The organism is Microbacterium mangrovi, assembly GCF_000802305.1.
In the GTDB taxonomy this organism is placed as follows: Bacteria; Actinomycetota; Actinomycetes; order Actinomycetales; family Microbacteriaceae; genus Microbacterium; species Microbacterium mangrovi.
Map to the genome: position 1 here is coordinate 1 of NZ_JTDK01000002.1, position 20,752 is coordinate 20,752.

Genomic DNA, 20,752 nt, shown 5'->3' on the forward strand with positions numbered 1-20,752 from the left:
GATCACGAGAGACCTATGTCCTGAAACCAGACACCCCATCCTCCGCCAAAGTTTTACCCGGCCGCCTCAGCGATGATGGCTAGATGGCGTTATTCGCAGTCCGCAGCGTGATCAAGTTCGACGATCTCTACGAAGAGCGCGTCGTGCTCTTCTCAGCGTCGGACTCCGAACACGCGTCGCGGAAAGCGGCCACAGAATCTTTCGAGTACATTGACGCGCTCGGCTCGGGAGTGGATTCCCTGCAACTCTGACGCTCTTGACGGATTGACGAACGGAAGCGACGTTCGATGTCGAGGAAGTCCCGTTCGAGGCCCGTCGGGGACTCACGTGGGTCTCCGCCTAGCCTGACTGCCGCGGGCGGCCTCTCTTGTCGTCTTGGTCGGGGCTGAGCCGGCAAGCCCACAGCAAGCGGGTCAACCATCCACGTGAAGAGATCACGACCGGGAGAGCCCGATCGCTGGAGTTGCCGGATGAGGGGGCGCGGCCCGCAGTGAGTGAGAACCAGCACGTCGCAGCCGGAAGACCCGGAGTTCGCGATCATGCTCGATGAATCCGCCCCGTACGATGAGCGAGTGATGCCGCCTGCGTGGGAACGCCATGACTTCGCAGAGTATGCGAAGCGATTGGCCCGCGTGCAACGACTCGAGCGGATCTGGCGTGCACTGTTGGTCTGCGCGCTCGTCTGCGTACTCATGCCGCTCGTCTCCGCATTAATGGACTGGCCTTTGCCAGCGATCGGCCCGGCGGCAGCATTCCTCCTCATTCTTGTCGCGACGCCATTCAAGTCCCGTGCCCAGCGCGTCCAGGTCAGGGCGATCGCCACATGGGTGGCAGCAGGAAGCCGCAACAACATCCGAGAGGAACCTTCTAGCTAGCAACGCTCGGCGCCAGGGTCCGCGGCTCCTAGGTCGCGGCGAGCGCCTCGCGGACGACTCTGGCTGCTTCCGTCGGAGTCACGACAGGATTGCACTGGTGGGCGAGAGCGTCGTACCACTCGGCATCCGTCGGCAGACGCGTGAATGCGACCCTGGATGCGCTCGTGTACGGTCCAAACCTGCCGAACACCTTCTCGGCCTCGGCGTCGATCTTCCCGGCTACTGCCAGCGCCCACAAGTCGTAGAGGTCACGCGGAGCCGCACGATCGTTCCACGACGACAGCTTCGATGCGACAAACGCTGCGGGCGTCAGCACGCGTAGCCTCGCCGGCTGAGCGTCGCTGTAGCGCTGCTCGATGTCGACGATCTCCGTCGGCCAGTCGGGATACCCCTCGGACCCCAACAGCTGGATCTGAACGCGCGTGGTGCCGACCTGCATCACCGCAGTGTTGGGATGCCGGGTGTCCCGAATGCGCGGTGTGAACGTCACTGTTCCGAAGGTGCGCCGGAACCGCGTGACGATGGCGGCTTCGATCTTGTCGGCGACCTCGCCGCGGTCGCTCCGCGCGATCAGGTCGATATCCTCCGACAGGCGTACGACAGCAAGATGTATGCGCGAGAGCGCGGTGCCTCCGAAGAACACGACGTCGTCCGTGCCGACGCTGGCGATCGCGGCGAGGGCATGCGAGATGACGTGATCGCGGACGACCTGCTCCGCCGCAACACCGAACCGCTCCTCGACGGCGAGCTGCTCAGCGGGGTCGAGCACGCCGGGAATCGGCTTCGGTCGACCATCACCCATTTGCGCCATGACGCGCCTCTTCATCCATCGCCTTCAGCATCTTCCTGAGCGCTGGGTTCGCCCGACCGAAGGTGTCCACGACCGCCTGAAGATCTTCGCCCCGAACCTGACCTTGCAGGTTGCGCGCCGCTGCGGCGGCCTCGTCGGGCATCCCGCCCTGGGCCGGTTTCATCGTCAGGTCGTAGAGCGTCTGCGCGGGCGTGGTGACGAGTGCCCGCCCGAGCTCGGTGGTCTCCAGGACCGCATCGAGGCGATCGAGGTCACGAGGGATAAGGTGAACCCGCCCTCCCCCACCCAACTCAACGGGCGGCCGCCCCGCCTCGGGCACGGCGACCGTGGTGACACCGATCGCGCGCGGGGTCGCCGCCCAATGACGCGCAGCACCCAGCCCCATGAGGACCGCGTTGCGATTGCCGAAACGCGCGGTCGCGACCGCGAGGCCTGCCGCCTCCAGCGTGGGGCGCCAGGTACGGCCATCGCGACCATCCGGGGGCACGGTGTAGACGCCATGTGCCAGCCGAGCCACGGCGCCCTGGTCAGCGAGTCGATCGAGCGTCCGCCACATGTTCGTGCCGAGCTCGCGAAGCTCCACATACCGAGCCGTCCGCAGCGGGGCACGCTCGATCATGCGGACAATGTCGACGTCGTTGACCATGCCCTCGCCTCCCTAGTGAGAGCTAGTATACTCCCAATGTATATTCAGTCGCAGTAAGTGAATATCATCGACGCAACCCTTGCAGGACGCGTACTCAGTCCGAGGCTCGGGTGGGGCGGCTCACACCTCGGGCCGGGGCCAGGAATGCGGTTCTCGAAGGAGTTGGCGCCGGCTATTACAGCGACGATGGCTTGACAGCCCCGGCCAGCGACAAGCTGCCGAGTCCTGCAGCGGCAAAGCCAGCAAGAGCTCCCTTGAGGAGGTTCCTCCGTGATGACATATTCGTTCCTCTTCTACTCTGAGACCTGTTGATGCAAGGCGACCGCGATGATCGCCGCGACGATGGCACCCGCGGCGAGCACGATGAATTCGCCCGGGTAAGTGGGCGACGTCGAGAAGGTCCCCGCGACGATCAGCCCAGCAAGAATCGCGTTGCGCACGAGCAGCATGGGCGTGACCTTGGTCCCCGTGGAACCACACCCGCAGTCGTTGCCCGTCCTCCGGACGAGGCAAACCACGATGGCGCCGCTGAACACAAGCAACAGGAGAAGAAGCGCGATGCCCGTGAGAGTCGGGGCGACTCCCGCTGCGAACATCAGGCCGCAGATGAACTCGACGGGCGGAAGAACTGACGCAAGAACAGCTGACGTGCCGGAGCCGACGATTTTGTAGCCCATGATCTCAGACCAAAACTGCCGGCTCTTGCTCATCTTCGCGCTGCCGGCCCACACGAAGTACCCGCCACCGAGCATCCGCGCAGCAATGAGGATGACCTCCATCAGAAAGACACCCGCTCTCCAACTTCAAACATGTTGATTCGTCTCACCGGTGCGGCGACAGAAGCTGCTCGTGGGCCCAGGCCTTGCCCGCGTCATCGATGTATTCCGGGATGCACGCGTCACTCCGTCGGGCCGGTCGCAGCGAGATCGAGAGTACGTTCCGCAATGTCTTTGCGCAACATCCAGTCCTCAGGAGTTGAGAATCCACTGCACGGGTGCATGCCCGACGACTCCTTACCAACCGGTTGCCGAAACGTCGCCGAATCGACGCGAACCAGGTGGTGCCTAGGCACGGCGCAGGTGTTAGCCGGGTCGGATCAGCGATCCCGGCCCATTCGCCGTCAGTCCCGGGAGGTTGCGTTCACACTGCCCGAGCGTTCCTGGCCGCTGAGCTGGGCAATGGCGGCCATGATCCGCTCGGTGATCTCGCGACGGGCCTTCCCGTCCGGGACGCCGTCCAGGTCGGAGAGGTCGAGCGGCTCGCCGAAGCGCACTTCGAGGCGCGGCTTTCCCGGGAGCAGGTGGCTCAGCGGCTTGGTGGTACCGGTGCCGATCAATCCGACCGGCACGATGGTGGCGCCGGTGTCACGCGCCATCCATGCCGCGCCACCGTGACCGGCGTGGAGTTTCCCGTCGCGCGAGCGCGTCCCCTCCGGGAACACCGCGAAGACGCTCCCGGCGCGCAGGATGCTGCTTCCGGCGTCGAGCGCGGCGCGCGCGTCGCGACCGGTCGCGCGATGCACCGGAACGCCGCCGATCGACGTGAAGAACCAGCGCATGAACCGGCCGACCATCCCGGCGCGCGTGAAGTACGACGCCTTGATGAGGAACTGCACAGGACGGGACGCGGATGTCGGGATGATGACGGTGTCGAGTGCCGCCAGGTGATTGCTCGCCAACAGCACCGGTCCGTGCTCGGGGACGTTTCCTCGACCGACGATGCGCGGGCGATACATCAGCCAGAACAACGGCCGCAGAACGACCCGCCCGACGAAGTAGACGGCACCCGGCCGCGAGACAGGGGCCGGGGTCGGCGGAACTGGCACGGTCACCTCGTCACCCTATCCCCCGTCGTCCGCAGCACTTGGAAGAGCATGATGGATGCATGCCTGCCGCTCATCGTCCCGGCCTGCGAGTGACGCCCGGGCTGACGATCCCCGAGTCCGAGCTGTCGTGGCGGTTCTCGCGGTCTTCCGGCCCCGGCGGCCAGGGCGTGAACACCGCGGACTCTCGCGTGGAACTCGTGTGGGATGCCGCCGCTTCGACGGTCCTCTCGGAGGTACAGCGCGACCGCATCCTCGATCGGCTGAGTGGTCGCCTCGTGGACGGAGTGCTGACGGTCACGGCATCCGAGCATCGCGCGCAGCTGCGCAACCGAGACGCCGCGCGCACTCGCCTGGCCGCGTTGGTGGCGGACGCGTTGCGACCGCCTTCCCCGACGCGGCGACCGACGAAGGCGACTCGAGGCGCCACCGAACGGCGCCTGAAAGCGAAGAAGCGCCGCACCGGGATCAAGGATCTACGCAAGCCTCCATCCGAGTAGCGTTCGCTCACATGACCACCAAGACCGCCCTCGTCACCGGCGCCTCCTCCGGCATCGGCGAATCCACTGCACGTAAGCTCCACAACCTCGGATTCACCGTCTACGGTGCCGCGCGCCGCACGGACCGTCTCCAGGGGCTCGGTTCCGACGGCATCCGCACGCTCGCGATGGACGTCACCGACGAAGACTCGATGAGAGCGGGCGTGGCGAGGATCGTCGCCGAGACAGGCCGGCTCGACGTCCTCGTGAACAACGCCGGGTATGGCTCGTACGGCGCGATCGAGGACGTTCCGATGGACGAGGCGCGCCGCCAGTTCGACGTCAACGTGTTCGGCGCGATGCGCCTGAGCCAGCTCGTCCTGCCGCACATGCGTGCACAGCAGAGCGGGACCATCGTGAACATCTCCTCCATGGGTGGCAAGATCTACACGCCGCTCGGGGGCTGGTATCACGGGACCAAGTTCGCCGTCGAGGCGCTCAGCGACTGCCTGCGCCTCGAGGTCGCACCCTTCGGCATCCACGTCGTCGTCATCGAGCCGGGTGGCATCGCCACCGAATGGGCCGGCATCGCCGCAGACAGCCTCGAGACATCCTCCGCCTCCGGCCCGTACGCCCGTCAGGCCGCCTCCGTCGCGAAGACACTGCGCTCGGGAGCGAACCGCGACTCCTCGCCCTCGGTCGTCGCCGATGCCATCGCGAAGGCGGTGACCGCTTCGAAGCCCAGGACCCGATACGCCGTCGGCTTCGGCGCCAAGCCCCTCATCACCGCACGCCGACTGCTCGGGGACCGCGCCTTCGACTTCGTCATCCGCCGCGCCATGGGGATGCGCGGCGACTGAGGAGTCACGGTGGGCGTCTTCTCCCCGCGTAGGCTCGCCCGGTTTCAGTGACGGTCGACGAATCGAAGCGACTGTGCGACGATTCTCGGCGTGACCGACCAATGAGTGATCGCACGTCCCCTGAGGCCGGCGGTTCTCCCACGGCTGAATTCTGGCCCATGGGGCTTTCCCTGCGCCGCGGGGTTATCCCGACGAGTTCGAGCCTCCCCCGCGCGCAGCACCTGGCGGTCTATCGCAACGGTTTGGAGCTGCGCAATCTGTTCGATCGGGTTTGGGTCCCGCGCGACCGCATCGTGGAGCTCTATCGCATCACCGGTGGGTTCCGAATGATCTGGGACGACGGAGACCTCGACTCCGCGGCCATTGTCAGTGCCTGGTTCGGGATCAAGAAGAAGAGCGGCGACCGGCGCTGCTCATAGGCCCAGGCCTTCCCCACCTCGGAGATGTACTTCGGGATGCACGCCTCGCTCCGTCGCTCGGCGCCAGCGAGCTCGGCGTCGGTCGACGCATCGATGGTGTACCTGAACGCCAGTTCGTTGTTGCCCGTGCGGGATATTTCGCTCACTGTGCCGCCCGACGCCTGAACGCACGCCCGTTGGCCGAGGATCGCCGATTCATACTCGGAAGCCGTGACCTTGCCGTCCTTGAGGATCTTCGCCTGAAAAGGAGAGGTGTGCGACGCAAGCGCCGCGACATCCAGCGGCATGGATTCCTGAGCAACAGCGCGGCAAGCGCCAAACGCCACGGCGACTCCCACCATGAGCATGAGGCCGAACGTTCGGTGCCGTCGGCGCAGAGACGAGGTCCTGCCGGCCGCGAACAGGGGCCGTCGGCGTGCCCGAAGACCATGAACGCTCACAACTCCGACCATATGTTTCGCAAGCCACTTGCGCAAGCTCTAGCCCGAAAGGATTCCGGACTCCGACCACCTCGGACCACTACGATCCAATGGATAGAACCGAGGCCCGCTGCGCCCCGATTCCGCGCTGCGAGGGAGAGCGAACATGGCGATGACGACGCGACGCCGACGTCTCATCGGCAGCTCCGTGATCGCGGCCGTCATCCTCACCGTCGGCGTGTTCGGCATCGAAGCGGCGAACCAGGCGGCCGCGGTGCAGCGCGAGATCCCGCCGGCGAGCGCGTCGCCCGATCAAGTGCTCGACGTGTATCTCCGTGCTGCCAAGGCGCACGATTGCGCCGTCGCCGCGGCGCTCATCGCGCCGGGAGCCGACCTCGATCCGCTGTGCGGTCCCCGCAATCCCCTGGATGCACTGCTCGGCAGCTCCGGCGAGATCCTCGACTACTCACGGGCCGAAGGCCCGGTCGGCGACTGCTACCCGGTGGACCTGGTCGAGACCGGGATGGACGGCGCGGAAGCGGGCAATCTGCCCGGGTGGGAGTTCTGCTTCGTACAGACGCCTCAGGGGTGGCGGATCAGCGACGAGGGCCACGGCTGAGCAGCCCGCGCGAGGCTACGCCCAGCCGAGCTCCTGCAGGCGGGCGTCGTCCAGGCCGAAGTAGTGGCCGATCTCGTGGACGAGCGTGATCCGCACCCGGGTGCGCAGGGCGTCGAGGTCGGCGCTGTGCTCCTGCATGTTGTTCTTGTAGAGCGTGATCCGGTCGGGAAGCTCCCCGAAGCCGTAGACCCCGCGCTTCGTCAAGGGATGCCCCCGATAGAGCCCGTAGAGCCGCGGCCATTGGCCGGCAGGCTGGTTCTCGACAACGATCCCGACGTTCTCGAGCCCGCGCACCATGTCGTCGGGGAGGGCGTCGAACACCTCGGACACCATGCGCTCGAAGTCGTCGTCCGAGATCTCGACCATGATCCAATCATGCCCGCGCCGATGCGATCTAGGCTGATGCCATGAGCGGCGAAGCAGGATGGCTGAAGAGGTTCTTCAGCGACCCGATGGCGGATGCCGTCAAGGGAACGGCGGAGATCCTCGCGGTCTCCGAGCCCGTCGGCCGCGGCCCCTTCTCGAAATGCATGCTCGACGTCATCGCCGCAGCACCGGACATCGAACCGCGAACGGTGACCGTCGAGGCCGTGCTGCGGATCAAGCACTGGCCGCGCGTCGGGATGGTGGTGCCCGCGCGGCTCCCCCCGGCTCGCCCCGACCTGGTCGCTCTCGACCTCGAAGCCTTCACGCGCTGAGCTCGTCGGATGACGACGGCTCAGGTCAGGTGGTCGAAGTCACCGTTCACCCAGCCGATGTGCCGGTCCGCGGAGCGGCGCACGATGGCCCGGGCATCCACGGGGATGACGTTGTCGAAGTTGCCGTAGAGCCGGTCGAAGGCGAACCGCTCCACGTGCGAGGCGACCCGGTCGACGACCCGCCCGGACAGCGGGATGCGGTTCGGGTAGCTGCGCATGAAGCTGACCGACGTGCGGTCGGGGTTCGCGAAGATCGTGTCGCTCGCCAGCAGCACGCCCCGGCCCTCAGCCCCGGCGGCCCAGTGCACGACGGCGCTCCCCGGAAAGTGTCCGCCCGGCTGGGTCAGCGTCACGCCCGGCAGGATCTCCAGGTCGCCCGACCAGGTCCGGATGATCGGATCGGGCCGCGCGACCCACTGCCGGTCCTGTTCGGCGACCAGCACGGGCGCACCGAGGGCGCGTCCCCACTCGACCTGCACGCCGTACATGTGCGGGTGGCTCGCGACGATCGCGACCACGTCGCCCACCGCCGCGACGGCATCCACACCGGCCTGGTCGAGGTAGCCGATCGGATCGAACAGCAGGCACCCGGCATCCGTGCGCAGCAGCTTGGACTCCTGGCCGATGCCGACGCCGGGACGACTGCGCACCGCCCACAGGTCCGGCTCCCGCTCCAGCACCTCGACGCGTCCGCCCGTCTCGCGCAGCTCGGCGAGCGTCGTCCAGATCTGCCCTTCGGCCGGCACCCACTGCCGATCGTCGGCGCAGATCGCGCACACCTCGACACGCTCCGCATGCTCGACCGCGCACGTGGCACAGATCCAGAACGACACGACGACCTCCTCAGGACGATGAACCCGGATCCCAGTCAATCACCGACGGTGTCGGCGGCGGCGGCATCCCTCAGCGCGACCTCGATCGCGTCGGATGCCGCGCACGGGATGTCGGGTGTCACGCCGACCCCCTCCCAGTCGGTGCCGGTGACGGCGTTCACCGAGCGGGCCGTCGGGACGTGCAGCTGCAGGTGCGGCGTGAGTTCGAAGTCCTCACGCGGGTGGGCGCCGCCCCCGGTCTGCTCGCCGACGACGGTGGCGCGACCCAGCGCCTGCAGGTCGTACGCGAGCTCTTCGCCGCCGCTGAACGTCCGGGCGCTCGTGAGCACGTAGACGGGGATGCCGGGATCGACCTTCGGCGACACGTAGGTCACGGTCCAGTACTGGGTGATGCCGCCGTCGCGGCGCACCAGGTCCTGCACGTGCACCGGCTCGTCGCCGGTCAGATGGCTGACGATCATCGACACCGTCTCGGGCACGCCGCCGAGGCATCCGCGCAGGTCGATGATCAGCGGCGAGGCGCCTTTCAGCAGGGTCAGCGCCGCCGAGATCGCCGGCCCGGCGTACTCCCCCGTCGGGATCACCGGCCCGACGACGAGCAGTCCTGCGTTGCCGGGGAGGCGGCGCACCTCGGTGACGCCCGGCCCGTGCTCCCGCACGAGCCCCGCGATGAAGTCGCCCGGGTCGGGGTCGGGCTCGATCGGCTCGGCGTAGTAGCGCACCCGCAGATGGCCGTCGCCGTTCACGGCCTGCAGGGCGGCCGTCAGCGCCGCGGCCGCCGCCGGCTCGTCGGTCTCGTCGACCACGAACCCGTCGAGGCTGTCGGCGATCGTGGCGGCGATGTCGGGAAAGACGTAGTGTTCCCGGACCAGATCCCGGATGCGGTCGATCAGCATCGTCCCAGTCAAGCGCACCCGCGGTCCCGGCGCTCGCCCCTCGTCAACGCCGCGCGGTTGGTCGGCCGAACTCCCTCAGGTCGTGAGCACGACCTTCCCGGTGCTGCGACGGTCCTCGATGTACGTGTGGGCCGCTCCGGCGTCGTCGAACGCGAAAGCCCGGTCGACATGGGGGCGCACCCAGCCGTCGTCGACACCGTCCAGCAGGATCGACATCCACCCCGCGACCATCTCCGGCTCGCCCCACATGTGCCCGAGGTTCACCCCGAAGACCGCCCGGTTGGCGCTCATCAGCCCCACCGGATGGAACAGCGGCATGCCGGCGGCCACCCGGCCGAGCCGCAGCGGCCCCGGCAACCGGGACGAACTGGCGGTGGACACGCCGAACATGCCCAGTCGACCGGTCGCGCGCAGCGCCCGGTAGCTCTTCTTCCAGTGGCTGCCGCCGAGCGGATCGGTGATCAGCGCCACGCCCCTGCCCTGCGTGAGGCGATCCACCTCGGCCGACCAGTCGGTCGCACGGTAGTCGATGACCTCGTCCGCTCCCCGCTCTCGGAGGAACGCGTGCTTGCCCGCGCTGGCCGTGCCGTAGATCGTGGCGCCCACATGCCGCGCGATGTCGATGGCGGCGAGCCCGAGACCGCTTCCGATGTTGTGGATCAGCACCGTCTCGTCCGGTTTGAGCGACCCCATCACGACGAGCAGCTGCCAGGCGGTGAGGTAGCTCACGGGGATGCCGGCGGCCTCCTCGAACGAGAGCGCGCGCGGCTTGTCGAACACCTGCACGCGGGGCACGCAGACGGCGTCCGCGTACCCTCCGAAGCGCGTCAGTGCGACGACATCCTTTCCGATCCAGTCCGCATCGACGCCGCCGCCGACCTCGTCCACGGTGCCGGAGACCTCGTAGCCGACGACGGTGGGCAGCGCCGGGGCATCCGGATACAGACCCTTCCGCGCGAGGATGTCCGCGAAGTTGATCCCGCTCGCGCGCACCCGGATGCGCACCTCGCCGGTACCGGGGCGCGGATCCGGGGCTTCGCGGACCTCGAGCTTGTCGGGACCGCCGCGCCCGACGAGGACGATCTGCTTCATGGCTCCTCCGGTGCACGACACGAGGTTCGGAACGCTTCACGATCGCACACGGGATGCCGCCGGCGCCACCGCATCGGGCATCCCCTCGCTCACGGCCCCCACCGTCCACCGCGTATTCAGCTTGCGGAATATGAGGCGGCGTAGCGTGTGCGGTAGCGATCGGCACCTGCCTTTGGCTTCGCACCAGTCGCCGTCTGGCCGCTGGCCTCCCAGAAGGCGCTGACCATGACATCTCTGCAGGACGCCGCCACCCCGACTCTCGGGCCGGTTCGACAGACCTACGCCCGGGCGGAGGACTTCCCGCCGATCACCCGCGCCTACACCCAGGTCTCCCGGGTCGTCCGCGAGACGGGTCTGCTACGGCGAGCGCCGTGGTTCTACGGCCTCGTCGGCGTCGCGCTGGCGGTCGCGTTCGGCGGCGCGATCACCGGATTCGTCCTGCTGGGTGCCAGTTGGTTCCAGCTGCTCATCGCCGGGGCGCTCGGCATCGTGTTCACCCAGGTCGCCTTCCTCGCCCATGAGGCCGCGCACCGGCAGATCCTCGTCGGCGGCCCCGCGAACGACCGACTCGCCCGCGTGCTCGTGGCCGTCGTGGGCATGAGCTACTCCTGGTGGGACTCCAAGCACAACCGCCACCACGCGAACCCGAACAGGGTCGGCAAAGACCCCGACATCGAGGTCGACACCATCTCCTTCCTCGAGGAGGATGCCTCCCGGGCCCGCGGTCTGCGGCGCCTCGTCACCCGCAAGCAGGGCTGGCTCTTCTTCCCCCTGCTGACGTTCGAGGGGTTCAACCTGCACTTCCACAGCATCCGCCACCTCACGAGCCGCGGTCCGGTGAAGAGCCGGTGGACGGAACTGGGCATGCTCACCGTGCGGTTCGCGCTCGTCCTGACCCCGGTGTTCCTGTTCCTGCCGATCGGGATGGCCTTCGCGTTCATCGGCGTCATGTCGGCCGTGTTCGGCGTGTACATGGGCGCCTCCTTCGCCCCGAACCACAAGGGCATGCCGATCATCGCCGCCGACGCCAAGCTGGACTTCTTCTCCAAGCAGGTGCGCACATCGCGCAACATCCGCGGTGGATGGTGGGCCACCTGGCTCATGGGCGGCCTCAACTACCAGGTCGAGCACCACCTCTTCCCGAGCATGGCCCGGCCGCACCTCGCCAAGGCCCGCCGAATCGTCCGCGACTACTGCGCCGCCAACGACGTGCCCTACACCGAGACGTCGCTTCGGCGCTCGTACGCGATCGTCATCGCCTACCTGAACGACGTCGGGCTCGCCGCGCGCGACCCCTTCGACTGCCCCGTCGTGGCGCAATACCGGCGGGTGTGACGGGTTCGCCTGAAGCAGCCCGCATACGAGCCGTCGGACCATTTGTCCACCCGGGTGTGACACCGCCCGGCCGGGCGTAATCTCCTGCGATCGATCGAACGATCACAGGGGGAGCCATGACTTCGTTCACCAGTCCATCGTCTCCGCGCCCGTCCTCCGTTCCACGGGGCGTGCGCACCGCCTCCGAGTGGTCGTGGAGGATGCTCGCGATCATCGCGCTGGCGGGCGTCGCGGTCTTCCTCGTGGCCACGTTCCACGAGATCGTCGTGCCCGTGCTGGTCGCGGTGCTCATCGTGGCGCTCCTCCAGCCCGCGGTCGCCTTCCTCACCCGGCATCGCTGGCCGAAGTGGGTGGCGATCCTCGTCAGCCTCGTCGTCTTCGTCGCCGTGGTCGCGGGCCTCGTGACGGTCGTGGTCTGGCAGGTGCACGCGGGACTGCCGCAGCTCGAGCAGGAATCCGCCGCCGCGTACGCCCGCGTCCGCGACGCGCTGCGCCGCCCGCCGTGGAGCGTGAGCGACGCGCAGTTCGCGGCCTACCTCCGTGAGGCGGGACGATTCGTGCAGAAGGACAGCGGCGTCCTCATCGGCGGGGCCCTGCGGGTCGGCACCACCACGGGCCGAATCCTCACCTCCACGCTGATCACGCTGTTCGCGACGATCTTCATCCTCATCGACGGCGCGGGCATCTGGCGCTGGATCACGCGCCTCTTCCCCCGCAGCGGCCGCCCCGCGCTGGAGGCGGGGGGTGCCGCCGGCTGGACCACCCTCACGAGCTTCGTCCGCGTGCAGATCCTGGTGGCGGTCGTCAACGGCGTCGGCATCGGGCTGGTCGCCTTCCTCCTCGGCCTGCCGCTCGCCGTCCCGATCGGCGTCATCGTGCTCCTGTTCTCGTTCATCCCGGTGATCGGCGCGATCGTGTCCGGGATCATCGCCGTCGGAATCGCCCTCGTGTTCGCCGGTCCCCTGCAGGCGCTGCTCATGCTCGCCGGGGTGCTGCTCGTGCACCTCCTCGAGGCCCATGTGATGCAGCCGCTGCTCGTCGGCGGCGCCGTGAAGGTCCATCCGCTCGCCGTCGTCGTGGGCGTCGCCGCGGGCACCGGCCTGGCCGGTGTTCCCGGCGCGCTGTTCGCCGTGCCGCTCATCGCGGTGGGCAACGCGATGGTGTCGGCGATGCTCGACGTCGCGCGCGGCAGCGACCCGGCCACCGCCGCGGCAGAGGCCGAGGCGGAGGCGGAGGGGGAATGGACCGGCGGTGAGCCGGTCGACCGGCCATGACCGGCGCGCGGAGAATCAGGATGCGGATGCTCCCCGCACCTGTCCCGAATGTCAACCACCTTCGCGTTCGCCCGCCATCCGCCTAGCGTCCCGTCCATGACGACCACCCACCGCGACGGCGAATGGAGCAGGGACATGTCCGAGAACACACCTCAAGAGCCCCGGCGACCCGGGGAAGCCGTCCCGGGCGAGGCCCCTCGCGCAGAGACCGTCCCCGACGACCGCACGCACCCTCTCCGCCGAGACGCCGTTCCGGCGGACGACGCGCACCCCGTCCGCAACGACACCGTCCCCGTCGACGACGCCCGCACCCTCCGCGAAGAAGTCCTCGAGCGGGAACGGAGCCGGTTCGGGGGCATGAAGTTCGGGTCGGCGTTCTTCGGCTGGCTCACCGCGGCCGGGACCGGCATCCTCCTCACCGCCCTCGTCGCCGCCGCCGGCGCCGCGGTCGGGCTCGGCCGGGCCGGCGGAAGCGCCCAGGGCGCCGCGAACCAGGCGAACGCGAACGCCCCCACGGTGGGGATCATCGGCGCGATCGCCCTCGTGGTGATCCTCTTCGTCGCCTACTTCTGCGGAGGCTACGTGGCCGGCCGCATGGCCCGCTTCGACGGGGCCAAGCAGGGCGTCGCCGTGTGGCTGTGGGCGCTGATCATCGCTGTGATCGTCGCGATCGTCGGGCTCATCTTCGGCAGCCAGTACAACATCCTCGGCAACCTCAACAGCTTCCCGCGCATCCCTCTGAACGAAGGGGCGCTGACCCTCTCCGGCATCCTCACGGCGATCATCGTGGCGCTCGTGAGCCTGGGCGGTGCGATCCTCGGCGGGATCTCCGGGATGCGCTACCACCGCCGGGTCGACCGCGTCGGACTCGTCGGCTGAGCGGGGCGGTCACGGCCGGTCGGACTCGTCCTCGCCGATGTCCTCGGCCCACAGGGCGGGGTGGGCTGCGATGAACGCGGTCATCAGCTCGACGCACTCGGGGTCGTCGAGGACGGTGACCTCCACGCCCCGGCTGCGCAGCAGGTCCTCCCCGCCGACGAAGGTGCGGTTCTCGCCGACGATGACGCGAGGGATGCCGTAGAGGAGCGCCGCCCCGGTGCACATGTCGCACGGCGACAGGGTGGTGACCAGCGTCGCCCGAGCATAGTCGGCGGCCGGCAGCCGACCGGCGTTCTCGAGGCAGTTCATCTCCGCGTGGTGGATGACGCTGGCATCCTGAACCCGGCGGTTGTGCCCGGTCGCGACCAGTCGGCCGTCGATGAACAGCGCCGACCCGATCGGGATCCCCCCGGTGGCGGCGCCCGCTCGGGCGGCCTCGAGCGCGGACTGGAGCATGGTTCGGTCGTCGTCGGCCATGGCGTCGATCCCTTCTTCTCACCGGATGATCCCCCATCCTCCCGCATCGCCCCTTTACGCCGCGTGCCGACCCGGAGCAGGCTGACGCCATGCGCAAACTCACTTTCGGCATGAACGTCAGCCTGGACGGCTACATCGCGGCACCCGGCGACGACCTCGGCTGGAGCGAACCCAGCGACGAGCTGTTCCAGTTCTGGTCCGACCGGGTGGGCGCCACTGGCCTCGCACTGTACGGGCGCCGGCTGTGGCAGACGATGAACTCCCACTGGCCGACCGCCGACCAGCAGCCCGGTGCGACGCCGGCGCACATCGAGTACGCCCGTCGCTGGCGGGCGATGCCCAAGGCGGTGTTCTCCACGACGCTCACCACGGTCGACGGCAACGCCCGACTGGTCACCGAGGATGCCGTCGCCGAGATCACCCGGCTCAAGTCCGAGGACGGCGGGCCGATGGACATCGGCGGCGCCACCCTGGCGGCGACCGCCGTCCGGGCCGGACTGATCGACGAGTATGCGATCGTCACCCACCCGGCACTGGTCGGGGGCGGCACGCCGTTCTTCCCGGCCCTCGACTCGTGGGTGAGCCTGCGCCTGGTGGAGGTGCGGCCGTTCCCCGACGGCGTGCTTCTCACGCGGTACGAGACGCGACGATGACCGCGCCCCGGATTCCCGCCATGCCGCCGACCTTGCGATAATCAGGCGCATGAGAGCGCAGAAGCTGGTGCTGACCGTCGCGTCCCTTCTGCTGGCCCTCGGCACCCTTCTGGTGTTCGTCGCAGTCGACGCTCACTCGCACTCGGCGAGCGACACGATCCGCCCGTTCCTCATCACGATGGTTCCGATCTGGGCGGCATTCGGGCTCGTCCTCTGGGCCGCGACCGGGCCACGATCCAACGGTCCCGACGACCGGTAGTCGCGTGCGGCGGCCTGACGCCGCAAGGCGCCCGGTCAGCAGGACAAAGACCCGCTGATGGTCGGGCGCCCAAGGGGAAGCCGACTCACCGAGTACGGGCAGACGAGATATCGGTTGCTGTGCGGAACCGCGATGCAACACTCAAAAACGAGCATCGGACTACTCAATCAGGGCTGATGAACGGGGAGGGGGCCTTTGCGCTGCGAAAGGTTTGTTGTTGCCGATGACCACTTCGACCTTCCAGGAGCTCTCCATGGACCACATCCACGACTACTTCGCAGGCAGCACGATCGTCGACCCCGACAACGGAGAGCCCCAGCGAAACACGACACTGCAGGCGTTCCTCCCGTCCGACACCGGCTTTACGACCCCGCTTGAGGTGAGAGATCGGGCATCCGGCGCAGTTCTGGAACCGTTCATGTCGTCAGATCGAGCCTCGATTCCCGACTTCCGCGTCGCTGGGGAACCAGCTGCAGTCGTGCTCAAATCGGCGACTTGCACCATCAGGATGTCAAGCGTGATCGGAACAGTCATGAAGTCGGGTCTGGCGCCTGGGGTTATGGAGGTCGCCATCGCGACGGCGCTGGGTTCTGGGGGCAGAACCGAACCGGCTGATTGGGGCTTTTACCCCGTCCTCTCCGAGACGCCGCCTGAGCAGACCACCAGGAACGGCGTCCCCGTGCTGTGGCTCGATCCCGCGTCGTACGAAGCACCCGTTCCGGTGCTTCCTCCAGCCCCGGCGTGGAACGACGCCACTTCAACCTTCACCGTTCCTAGTGGTGTCGTCGGTGCGGAATATGTGTGGACCTCGGGTGGTGGAGGCGTTGGTGCGACGCTCTCGCCAGGGGCCACCCTGACGACGTCCGGCACTTACCCACGCAGTGTCTTGATCACCCCCATGCCGAAGCCGGGATACGTGTTGGCTTCGGGCGTTCGACCGTTCGTCCACGATTTCCCAGATCCGACCGAGCTCACGGTCATGGTATCTGACAGTTTCAGCGGGGCCGCCGCAACGGATATCACCGGTCGCGTGCCGGACAACGCTCTCGGTGGGACGCAGACGGGAGCATGGAAGACAGGCATTGCATGGAACATCGACGGCTCCGGCCACGCCGTGAGCTCTGGATCCACGGGCATCGCAATGCTGCCGTTGAACCCGGGCTGCAAGAACATTCGCGCCGAGATCGATGTCACAGCCATGTCCGGCGCAACGCGTGGCGCCTTCAACCTCTCTCTTCGCGACCAGGCTACGCCCGAAGGATACGTCGAGCTCGTTCTCGACCCCACTCATGCCGGGCTGACCACATCAAATGGGCGCGGCGGATCGACCTCGCCCGGTGGAAGCGGTGACACGCTGATCCCGGAGCCAGGTCTGTGGACGCTGCAGATCTATGGCACCACCGCGACTGTCACGGACCCGTCAGGGAATGTGCGCGTCTACGACCTTTCCGACGCGGCTTCCTATCTGCCGGGCTCCGCAACAGCCCACCCGAAGCGCGTCTGGCTCCGGAACACATCAGCGACATCCTCGTTCAGCGTGAACAGCCTCAAGGTCAGCAAGATCGGTTTCTGAGATGGGTAACCTTGCGCGGCTGTTTGATCCCGCTACCGACCGGTGGCGGCCGGTCAGCCAGCGGGGGTGGGACGCCAAACAATGGCGCACGTTGCAGGCGGACTACACCACCATCCGCCGGTCCCCGTTCGACCCCTACCTCGCAGAGGGGTCCGTCTTCACACGCGATGTGTCCGCAATGCCCGTCGCCAGGAACTCGGCGGCCCAAGCGAACTGGATGGCAACCCATATCAACTACGGGGCCGGATTCGGGCCGACGGCACTCAACACCAGCGTGAGCGGCACCCATCCGGTCAACCCGATCATCGTCGACTCACGGATGCCCGGATGCGACCACATCTACATGGACTGCAGCGGGTTCGGACGAAGCGGTTACGGGAAGCAGATCCTCAGCGGCTGGGTTCCATGGCCCGCATGGCTCGACTCGACCGCGCTGCAGGGCGGGGAAGACTCCTCGGTCGTGATCATCGACATCGGCACGGGCCTGATCCGTGAGTACTACTGGGTCACCGCAGCAGCGGGGTTCGAGAACCGGTTCGGTGCTTCAACGGGAGGCTTCTCACTGTACGAGCCCGACCTCGCGAGGTGGGAAGCAAGCAACTTTGCTATGCAACTCCAGCAGGGCTCGAATACCGTCGTGCGCATGCACAACTGGGCCGGGTGGATTGACATCGCCGGCGTTCGCAAGGGGCAGATCGACCATGCGATCGCGTTCACCTGCGCCAACATGGCGGTGCCTGACAGCCTCGGCGAAGCGATTGATCCCAACGGTGCGAGGTACGTCACTAGAGGCGCGTCCTGGCCCGCCCAGTCGGGCGATGGCGACACTCCAGATCCGGCCGATCAGGTACCAATCCATGGTCAATGGGCTCGGCTGCCAGCAACCCTCGACCTGTCGCCGACCGGACCGTACTCGCCGTTCCTCCGGGTGGTGATCCGAGCAATCCAGCGATACGGCATGGTGTGCACAGACTCGAACAACTGGGTACACGCGTTCAACGCCGAACCTGGATCCTACGAGCAACAGTTCCTTGGCGTAGACCCCTGGTCGCCCCAAGGCGATCTCAGCACCAAGTATCGGCAGGCGAACGCCGCCGAAGGTCGAAGACCCGAGGATGCCTTCTCAATGGCGGCGTTCCCGTGGGCGCTCACCGAGTGGGCGCCGCGTCACTGGGGCGCGCCGGAACGGATCGCCGTTCAGTGACAAGTCGACGCAGCCGCATCGCGGGCTGCTCGATGAATCGCCAGCTCGCCCACGCAAATGGAATCGTAAGCACGATCGACAGCAGCATGAACACGACCAGTGACGTGTGCGCGCCGATCGTGATTGCCAGCAGTTGCTGCACCGGGAAGGCGTAGATGTACATCCCGTACGAGATGTCACTGGTCGCGCCGACCCGGTGCAGCGGCAGCACCGCTCCCGCCCACACTGCCAGGTACGCAAGCGGGATCGGTGACAGGAACTGGAATGTCCCCGCCACCACGGTCGCCACCGCGGCGACAGCGGCAGCGGTCCCCAACAGCCAGTTCAGCGGAACGCGATCATGGTAGACGTACATCAGCGCACCGGCCGCGAAGTAGGTTCCGAGGCGCACCAGGTGCAGGACGAGGTTCACCTGAAGAACACCGAAGGCGACGTGAATCGCGGTCACAGCAGTGCCCGCGACGAGAACGGCCATGAGCACACGGCCCAGCCAGCGACTCGGCACCAAACTCACGGCAAGACCGATGCCGACATAGCAGAGCGCCTCGAAGAACAATGTCCACAGAGAGCCGTTCCAAGCACCCGGAAACGGCGCGCTGGCGAGGGTGCCCGGAATGTCGAAGGTGAGGTTGTACAGGGCGAGATTCTTCACCACATACTCGATGGCCGGCGCGAAGGAGTACTCCCCTGTCACCAACGCAGAGACGGGTGCAAGAACGAATGCGGTCAACACGATCGCCACCAGGAAGCCCGGGTAGATGCGAAGAAACCTGCGCCACAGGAACGGGCCGAGGCTCGTACGATCCCGGCTCATCGTGATCAGGTAACCGGAGATCACGAAGAACCCCGCCACCGCCCACGCCCCGGGCTCGTTGTACTCACCAACGAACTGAGGCTCCGCTCGACCACTCAGTGGCCACGAGTGCGCAACGATCACCATCACCGCGAGCCCGAGCCGGATCGCGTTCAGACTGTTCCGACGGGCATCGAACCGCGTGTTGTGCATCGCGCCACGATACGGGCGGGACGAGCACGTCAACCGCCAACAGCCACCTTTTGAGTAGTCGACCGAGCCAACTTGCGTAGGCGTTCATCGCCTGGTGAGTAGTCCACCTTGCACGGAGCGGTCCCCCGGCGGCCACCACAGTCCCCCGTCGCAACGAATCGGGCGCCAATTCGTCAGGGCGCTCCGCCGGGGCCGCCCTTGCCCGAGCCGTGTTTCGGGGAGCTGGGCTGCGTGTGCGCGTTCCCGTTGCCGTTTCCGCGGTTGCTCGACGGGCTTCCCTGACCCGGGTGGCCGTTGTCGTGACCGGCCGCCTTCGCTTGTCCCGAGGGCGTCTTCGCGGCGGGGGCTGTCGTCCGCACGGCAGCCGGCTGCGGGGTGCTCGCAGCCGGTTGCGCCTTGGTGACCGAGGTCGCCATGACCGGCGGATCGTCGTCCGGGACGGCGCCCGGTGCGATGGACGGGACAGCCCCGGGGTTTGTGGCCTCGGTCGCAGCCCCCTGAGTGGCGAAGCCGATCACGAGCATGAGGATGCACGCGAGCCCTGCCGCGACGGAGGCGACGGCCACGAGCGGGCGCAGCCGGCGCCGACGGCGCGCCCGGTGCCGGGTTCGAACCCGCGGCACGGGCGGGATCTCGACCACCGCCGTCCGGGCATCCACGTTCTCGGGGCGCGGCCCGTCGACGGCATGCGGAACGGGGCGGATGACGGGAGCCGGCAGCCCGGCGAGGGTCTCGACGACCTCCGCCGCCGTCGGCCGCTCACCCGGATCCGCGGCGGTCATTCGGCGGATCAGCTGCGCCCACTGCGGGTCGACGGACTCCGGCACGACCGGGTCGTCGAGGAGGCGCGCCACCACGACGCCCGCCCCGGCCCCTTCGCCGAAGGCGCGCTGCCCCGTGAGGGCCTCCAGCAGCACCAGACCGAACGCGTAGATGTCCGCCGGCGGCCCGCTCCCCTCGCCGCGGGCCTGCTCCGGGGCGATGTACGCCGCCGTACCGAACACGATTCCCGGTGAGGTGACCGACGGCGAGCCAACCACCTGGGCAAGCCCGAAGTCGGCGAGTTTCACGTCGAAGCGCTGGCCGGGCCGGGACGAGGGTGCCAGCAGAAGGTTCGAGGGCTTGATGTCGCGGTGCACCAGGTTCGCGCCGTGCACGGCCTGGAGCGCCGTAGCGACATCCGCGGCGAGCCGCACGACCGAACCGGCCGGGAGCGGCCCGTTGCCGAGCAGGTCGGCGAGCGTCGGTCCGTCGACGAACTCCATGACCAGGTAGCGCGGGTCGCCCCCGTCGATCCGCGCATCCAGCAGCGTCACCACGCCGGGATGGTTCAGGGTCGCCAGGGCATCCGCCTCCCGCTGCACCCGCGCGGGCGAAGCGAGCACCTCCGCGTCGGAGCGCATCAGCTTGATCGCCACCGTGCGGCCGAGGACGACATCCTCGGCGCGATAGATCTCGGCCATCCCGCCGACCCCGACGCGCTCGTGCAGTGCGTACCGGTCGTCCAGAAGCGCCGCCGTTTGCGCCAGTCCCACTGCAGTCACGTCATCCCTCCTCGCCGCCGCTGCCGCAGCTCACGCCGACCTCAGAAAGGTAACGCGGCACGGCGATCAGGCCGCAGGG

The 20,752-nt window shown here is 67.8% G+C and carries 24 protein-coding genes; 12 read left to right on the top strand and 12 right to left on the bottom strand.

Going from position 1 to position 20,752, the window contains the following annotated elements; all coding sequences use genetic code 11:
• Positions 1–83 precede the first annotated feature (83 nt).
• Positions 84–251: a hypothetical protein gene (locus LK09_RS21335; RefSeq protein ID WP_156138609.1), complete on the top strand. Its 168-nt coding sequence runs from the start codon at positions 84–86 to the stop codon at positions 249–251.
• A gap of 652 nt (positions 252–903) precedes the next feature.
• Here the strand turns inward: LK09_RS21335 and LK09_RS01775 are convergent.
• From LK09_RS01775 to LK09_RS01790, 4 genes are all read right to left on the bottom strand, one after another.
• Positions 904–1,701, bottom strand: coding sequence for a nucleotidyl transferase AbiEii/AbiGii toxin family protein (locus LK09_RS01775; protein WP_082007987.1), 798 nt, complete (start codon positions 1,699–1,701; stop codon positions 904–906).
• Complete coding sequence (locus tag LK09_RS20480) at positions 1,670–2,332, bottom strand: type IV toxin-antitoxin system AbiEi family antitoxin domain-containing protein (RefSeq protein WP_052226298.1); 663 nt, start codon at positions 2,330–2,332, stop codon at positions 1,670–1,672. Before LK09_RS20480 ends, LK09_RS01775 begins: the two co-directional genes overlap by 32 nt.
• A 293-nt stretch (positions 2,333–2,625) precedes the next feature.
• Positions 2,626–3,111 carry a MauE/DoxX family redox-associated membrane protein gene (locus LK09_RS01785; protein WP_039395087.1) on the bottom strand — a complete coding sequence of 162 codons (486 nt, stop codon included), beginning with the start codon at positions 3,109–3,111 and terminating at the stop codon, positions 2,626–2,628.
• A 341-nt stretch (positions 3,112–3,452) separates the two neighbouring features.
• Entirely contained in the window at positions 3,453–4,163 is a 711-nt protein-coding gene (locus LK09_RS01790; protein ID WP_231562925.1) for a lysophospholipid acyltransferase family protein, read from the bottom strand.
• Positions 4,164–4,216: 53 nt separating this feature from the next.
• Between LK09_RS01790 and arfB the strand changes: the two genes are divergently transcribed.
• The gene (arfB, locus tag LK09_RS01795) at positions 4,217–4,654 is read left to right on the top strand and encodes an alternative ribosome rescue aminoacyl-tRNA hydrolase ArfB (RefSeq protein ID WP_039395090.1); all 438 of its coding nucleotides are present in this window, start codon (positions 4,217–4,219) and stop codon (positions 4,652–4,654) included.
• An 11-nt stretch (positions 4,655–4,665) separates the two neighbouring features.
• Positions 4,666–5,493: an oxidoreductase gene (locus tag LK09_RS01800; protein WP_039395092.1), complete on the top strand. Its 828-nt coding sequence runs from the start codon at positions 4,666–4,668 to the stop codon at positions 5,491–5,493.
• Positions 5,494–5,794: 301 nt separating this feature from the next.
• Here LK09_RS01800 and LK09_RS01805 read toward each other — a convergent pair whose 3' ends face one another.
• On the bottom strand, positions 5,795–6,259 hold the full coding sequence (locus LK09_RS01805; RefSeq protein WP_039395095.1) for a hypothetical protein: 465 nt from the start codon (positions 6,257–6,259) through the stop codon (positions 5,795–5,797).
• Positions 6,260–6,497: 238 nt separating this feature from the next.
• On the opposite strand from LK09_RS01805, the gene LK09_RS01810 reads away from it, so the two are divergent.
• Positions 6,498–6,950 carry a hypothetical protein gene (locus LK09_RS01810; RefSeq protein ID WP_039395098.1) on the top strand — a complete coding sequence of 151 codons (453 nt, stop codon included), beginning with the start codon at positions 6,498–6,500 and terminating at the stop codon, positions 6,948–6,950.
• Positions 6,951–6,965: 15 nt separating this feature from the next.
• On the opposite strand, the gene LK09_RS01815 is transcribed toward LK09_RS01810, so the two are convergent.
• Positions 6,966–7,316 (bottom strand): metallopeptidase family protein, encoded by a 351-nt coding sequence (locus LK09_RS01815; protein WP_039395101.1) that lies wholly within the window; start codon positions 7,314–7,316, stop codon positions 6,966–6,968.
• Between the two features lie 41 nt (positions 7,317–7,357).
• On the opposite strand from LK09_RS01815, the gene LK09_RS01820 reads away from it, so the two are divergent.
• Positions 7,358–7,648 (top strand): hypothetical protein, encoded by a 291-nt coding sequence (locus LK09_RS01820; RefSeq protein WP_039395104.1) that lies wholly within the window; start codon positions 7,358–7,360, stop codon positions 7,646–7,648.
• 20 nt (positions 7,649–7,668) lie between these two features.
• Here LK09_RS01820 and LK09_RS01825 read toward each other — a convergent pair whose 3' ends face one another.
• The 3 genes from LK09_RS01825 to LK09_RS01835 form a co-directional block, all read right to left on the bottom strand.
• Positions 7,669–8,481, bottom strand: a complete 813-nt coding sequence (locus LK09_RS01825; RefSeq protein WP_039395106.1) for an MBL fold metallo-hydrolase — start codon at positions 8,479–8,481, stop codon at positions 7,669–7,671.
• A gap of 35 nt (positions 8,482–8,516) precedes the next feature.
• Positions 8,517–9,377, bottom strand: coding sequence for a S41 family peptidase (locus LK09_RS01830; protein ID WP_039395111.1), 861 nt, complete (start codon positions 9,375–9,377; stop codon positions 8,517–8,519).
• A 75-nt stretch (positions 9,378–9,452) separates the two neighbouring features.
• Positions 9,453–10,469 carry a zinc-binding dehydrogenase gene (locus tag LK09_RS01835; RefSeq protein WP_039395114.1) on the bottom strand — a complete coding sequence of 339 codons (1,017 nt, stop codon included), beginning with the start codon at positions 10,467–10,469 and terminating at the stop codon, positions 9,453–9,455.
• A gap of 225 nt (positions 10,470–10,694) precedes the next feature.
• On the opposite strand from LK09_RS01835, the gene LK09_RS01840 reads away from it, so the two are divergent.
• The 3 genes from LK09_RS01840 (at position 10,695) to LK09_RS01850 (ending at position 13,957) form a co-directional block, all read left to right on the top strand.
• A complete protein-coding gene (locus LK09_RS01840) occupies positions 10,695–11,804 on the top strand; it encodes a fatty acid desaturase family protein (RefSeq protein ID WP_039395117.1) in 1,110 nt (369 codons plus the stop codon).
• 116 nt (positions 11,805–11,920) lie between these two features.
• On the top strand, positions 11,921–13,078 hold the full coding sequence (locus LK09_RS01845; RefSeq protein ID WP_082007988.1) for an AI-2E family transporter: 1,158 nt from the start codon (positions 11,921–11,923) through the stop codon (positions 13,076–13,078).
• 96 nt (positions 13,079–13,174) lie between these two features.
• The gene (locus tag LK09_RS01850; RefSeq protein WP_231562926.1) at positions 13,175–13,957 is read left to right on the top strand and encodes a YrzE family protein; all 783 of its coding nucleotides are present in this window, start codon (positions 13,175–13,177) and stop codon (positions 13,955–13,957) included.
• Between the two features lie 9 nt (positions 13,958–13,966).
• Here the strand turns inward: LK09_RS01850 and LK09_RS01855 are convergent, their stop codons facing one another.
• Complete coding sequence (locus LK09_RS01855) at positions 13,967–14,434, bottom strand: nucleoside deaminase (RefSeq protein WP_082007990.1); 468 nt, start codon at positions 14,432–14,434, stop codon at positions 13,967–13,969.
• Between the two features lie 89 nt (positions 14,435–14,523).
• Here LK09_RS01855 and LK09_RS01860 point away from each other — a divergent pair, with 89 nt between their 5' ends.
• From LK09_RS01860 to LK09_RS01875, 4 genes are all read left to right on the top strand, one after another.
• Positions 14,524–15,087 carry a dihydrofolate reductase family protein gene (locus LK09_RS01860; RefSeq protein ID WP_039395120.1) on the top strand — a complete coding sequence of 188 codons (564 nt, stop codon included), beginning with the start codon at positions 14,524–14,526 and terminating at the stop codon, positions 15,085–15,087.
• Between the two features lie 49 nt (positions 15,088–15,136).
• Positions 15,137–15,346: a hypothetical protein gene (locus tag LK09_RS01865; protein ID WP_039395123.1), complete on the top strand. Its 210-nt coding sequence runs from the start codon at positions 15,137–15,139 to the stop codon at positions 15,344–15,346.
• Between the two features lie 223 nt (positions 15,347–15,569).
• Positions 15,570–16,919, top strand: a complete 1,350-nt coding sequence (locus tag LK09_RS21345; protein ID WP_156138611.1) for a hypothetical protein — start codon at positions 15,570–15,572, stop codon at positions 16,917–16,919.
• 1 nt (position 16,920) lies between these two features.
• The gene (locus LK09_RS01875) at positions 16,921–18,123 is read left to right on the top strand and encodes a hypothetical protein (RefSeq protein ID WP_039395130.1); all 1,203 of its coding nucleotides are present in this window, start codon (positions 16,921–16,923) and stop codon (positions 18,121–18,123) included.
• On the opposite strand, the gene LK09_RS01880 is transcribed toward LK09_RS01875, so the two are convergent.
• Positions 18,068–19,129 carry an acyltransferase family protein gene (locus tag LK09_RS01880; protein WP_052226300.1) on the bottom strand — a complete coding sequence of 354 codons (1,062 nt, stop codon included), beginning with the start codon at positions 19,127–19,129 and terminating at the stop codon, positions 18,068–18,070. The genes LK09_RS01875 and LK09_RS01880 overlap by 56 nt on opposite strands.
• A gap of 173 nt (positions 19,130–19,302) precedes the next feature.
• Positions 19,303–20,673 carry a serine/threonine-protein kinase gene (locus LK09_RS20485; RefSeq protein WP_156138612.1) on the bottom strand — a complete coding sequence of 457 codons (1,371 nt, stop codon included), beginning with the start codon at positions 20,671–20,673 and terminating at the stop codon, positions 19,303–19,305.
• Positions 20,674–20,752 lie beyond the last annotated feature (79 nt).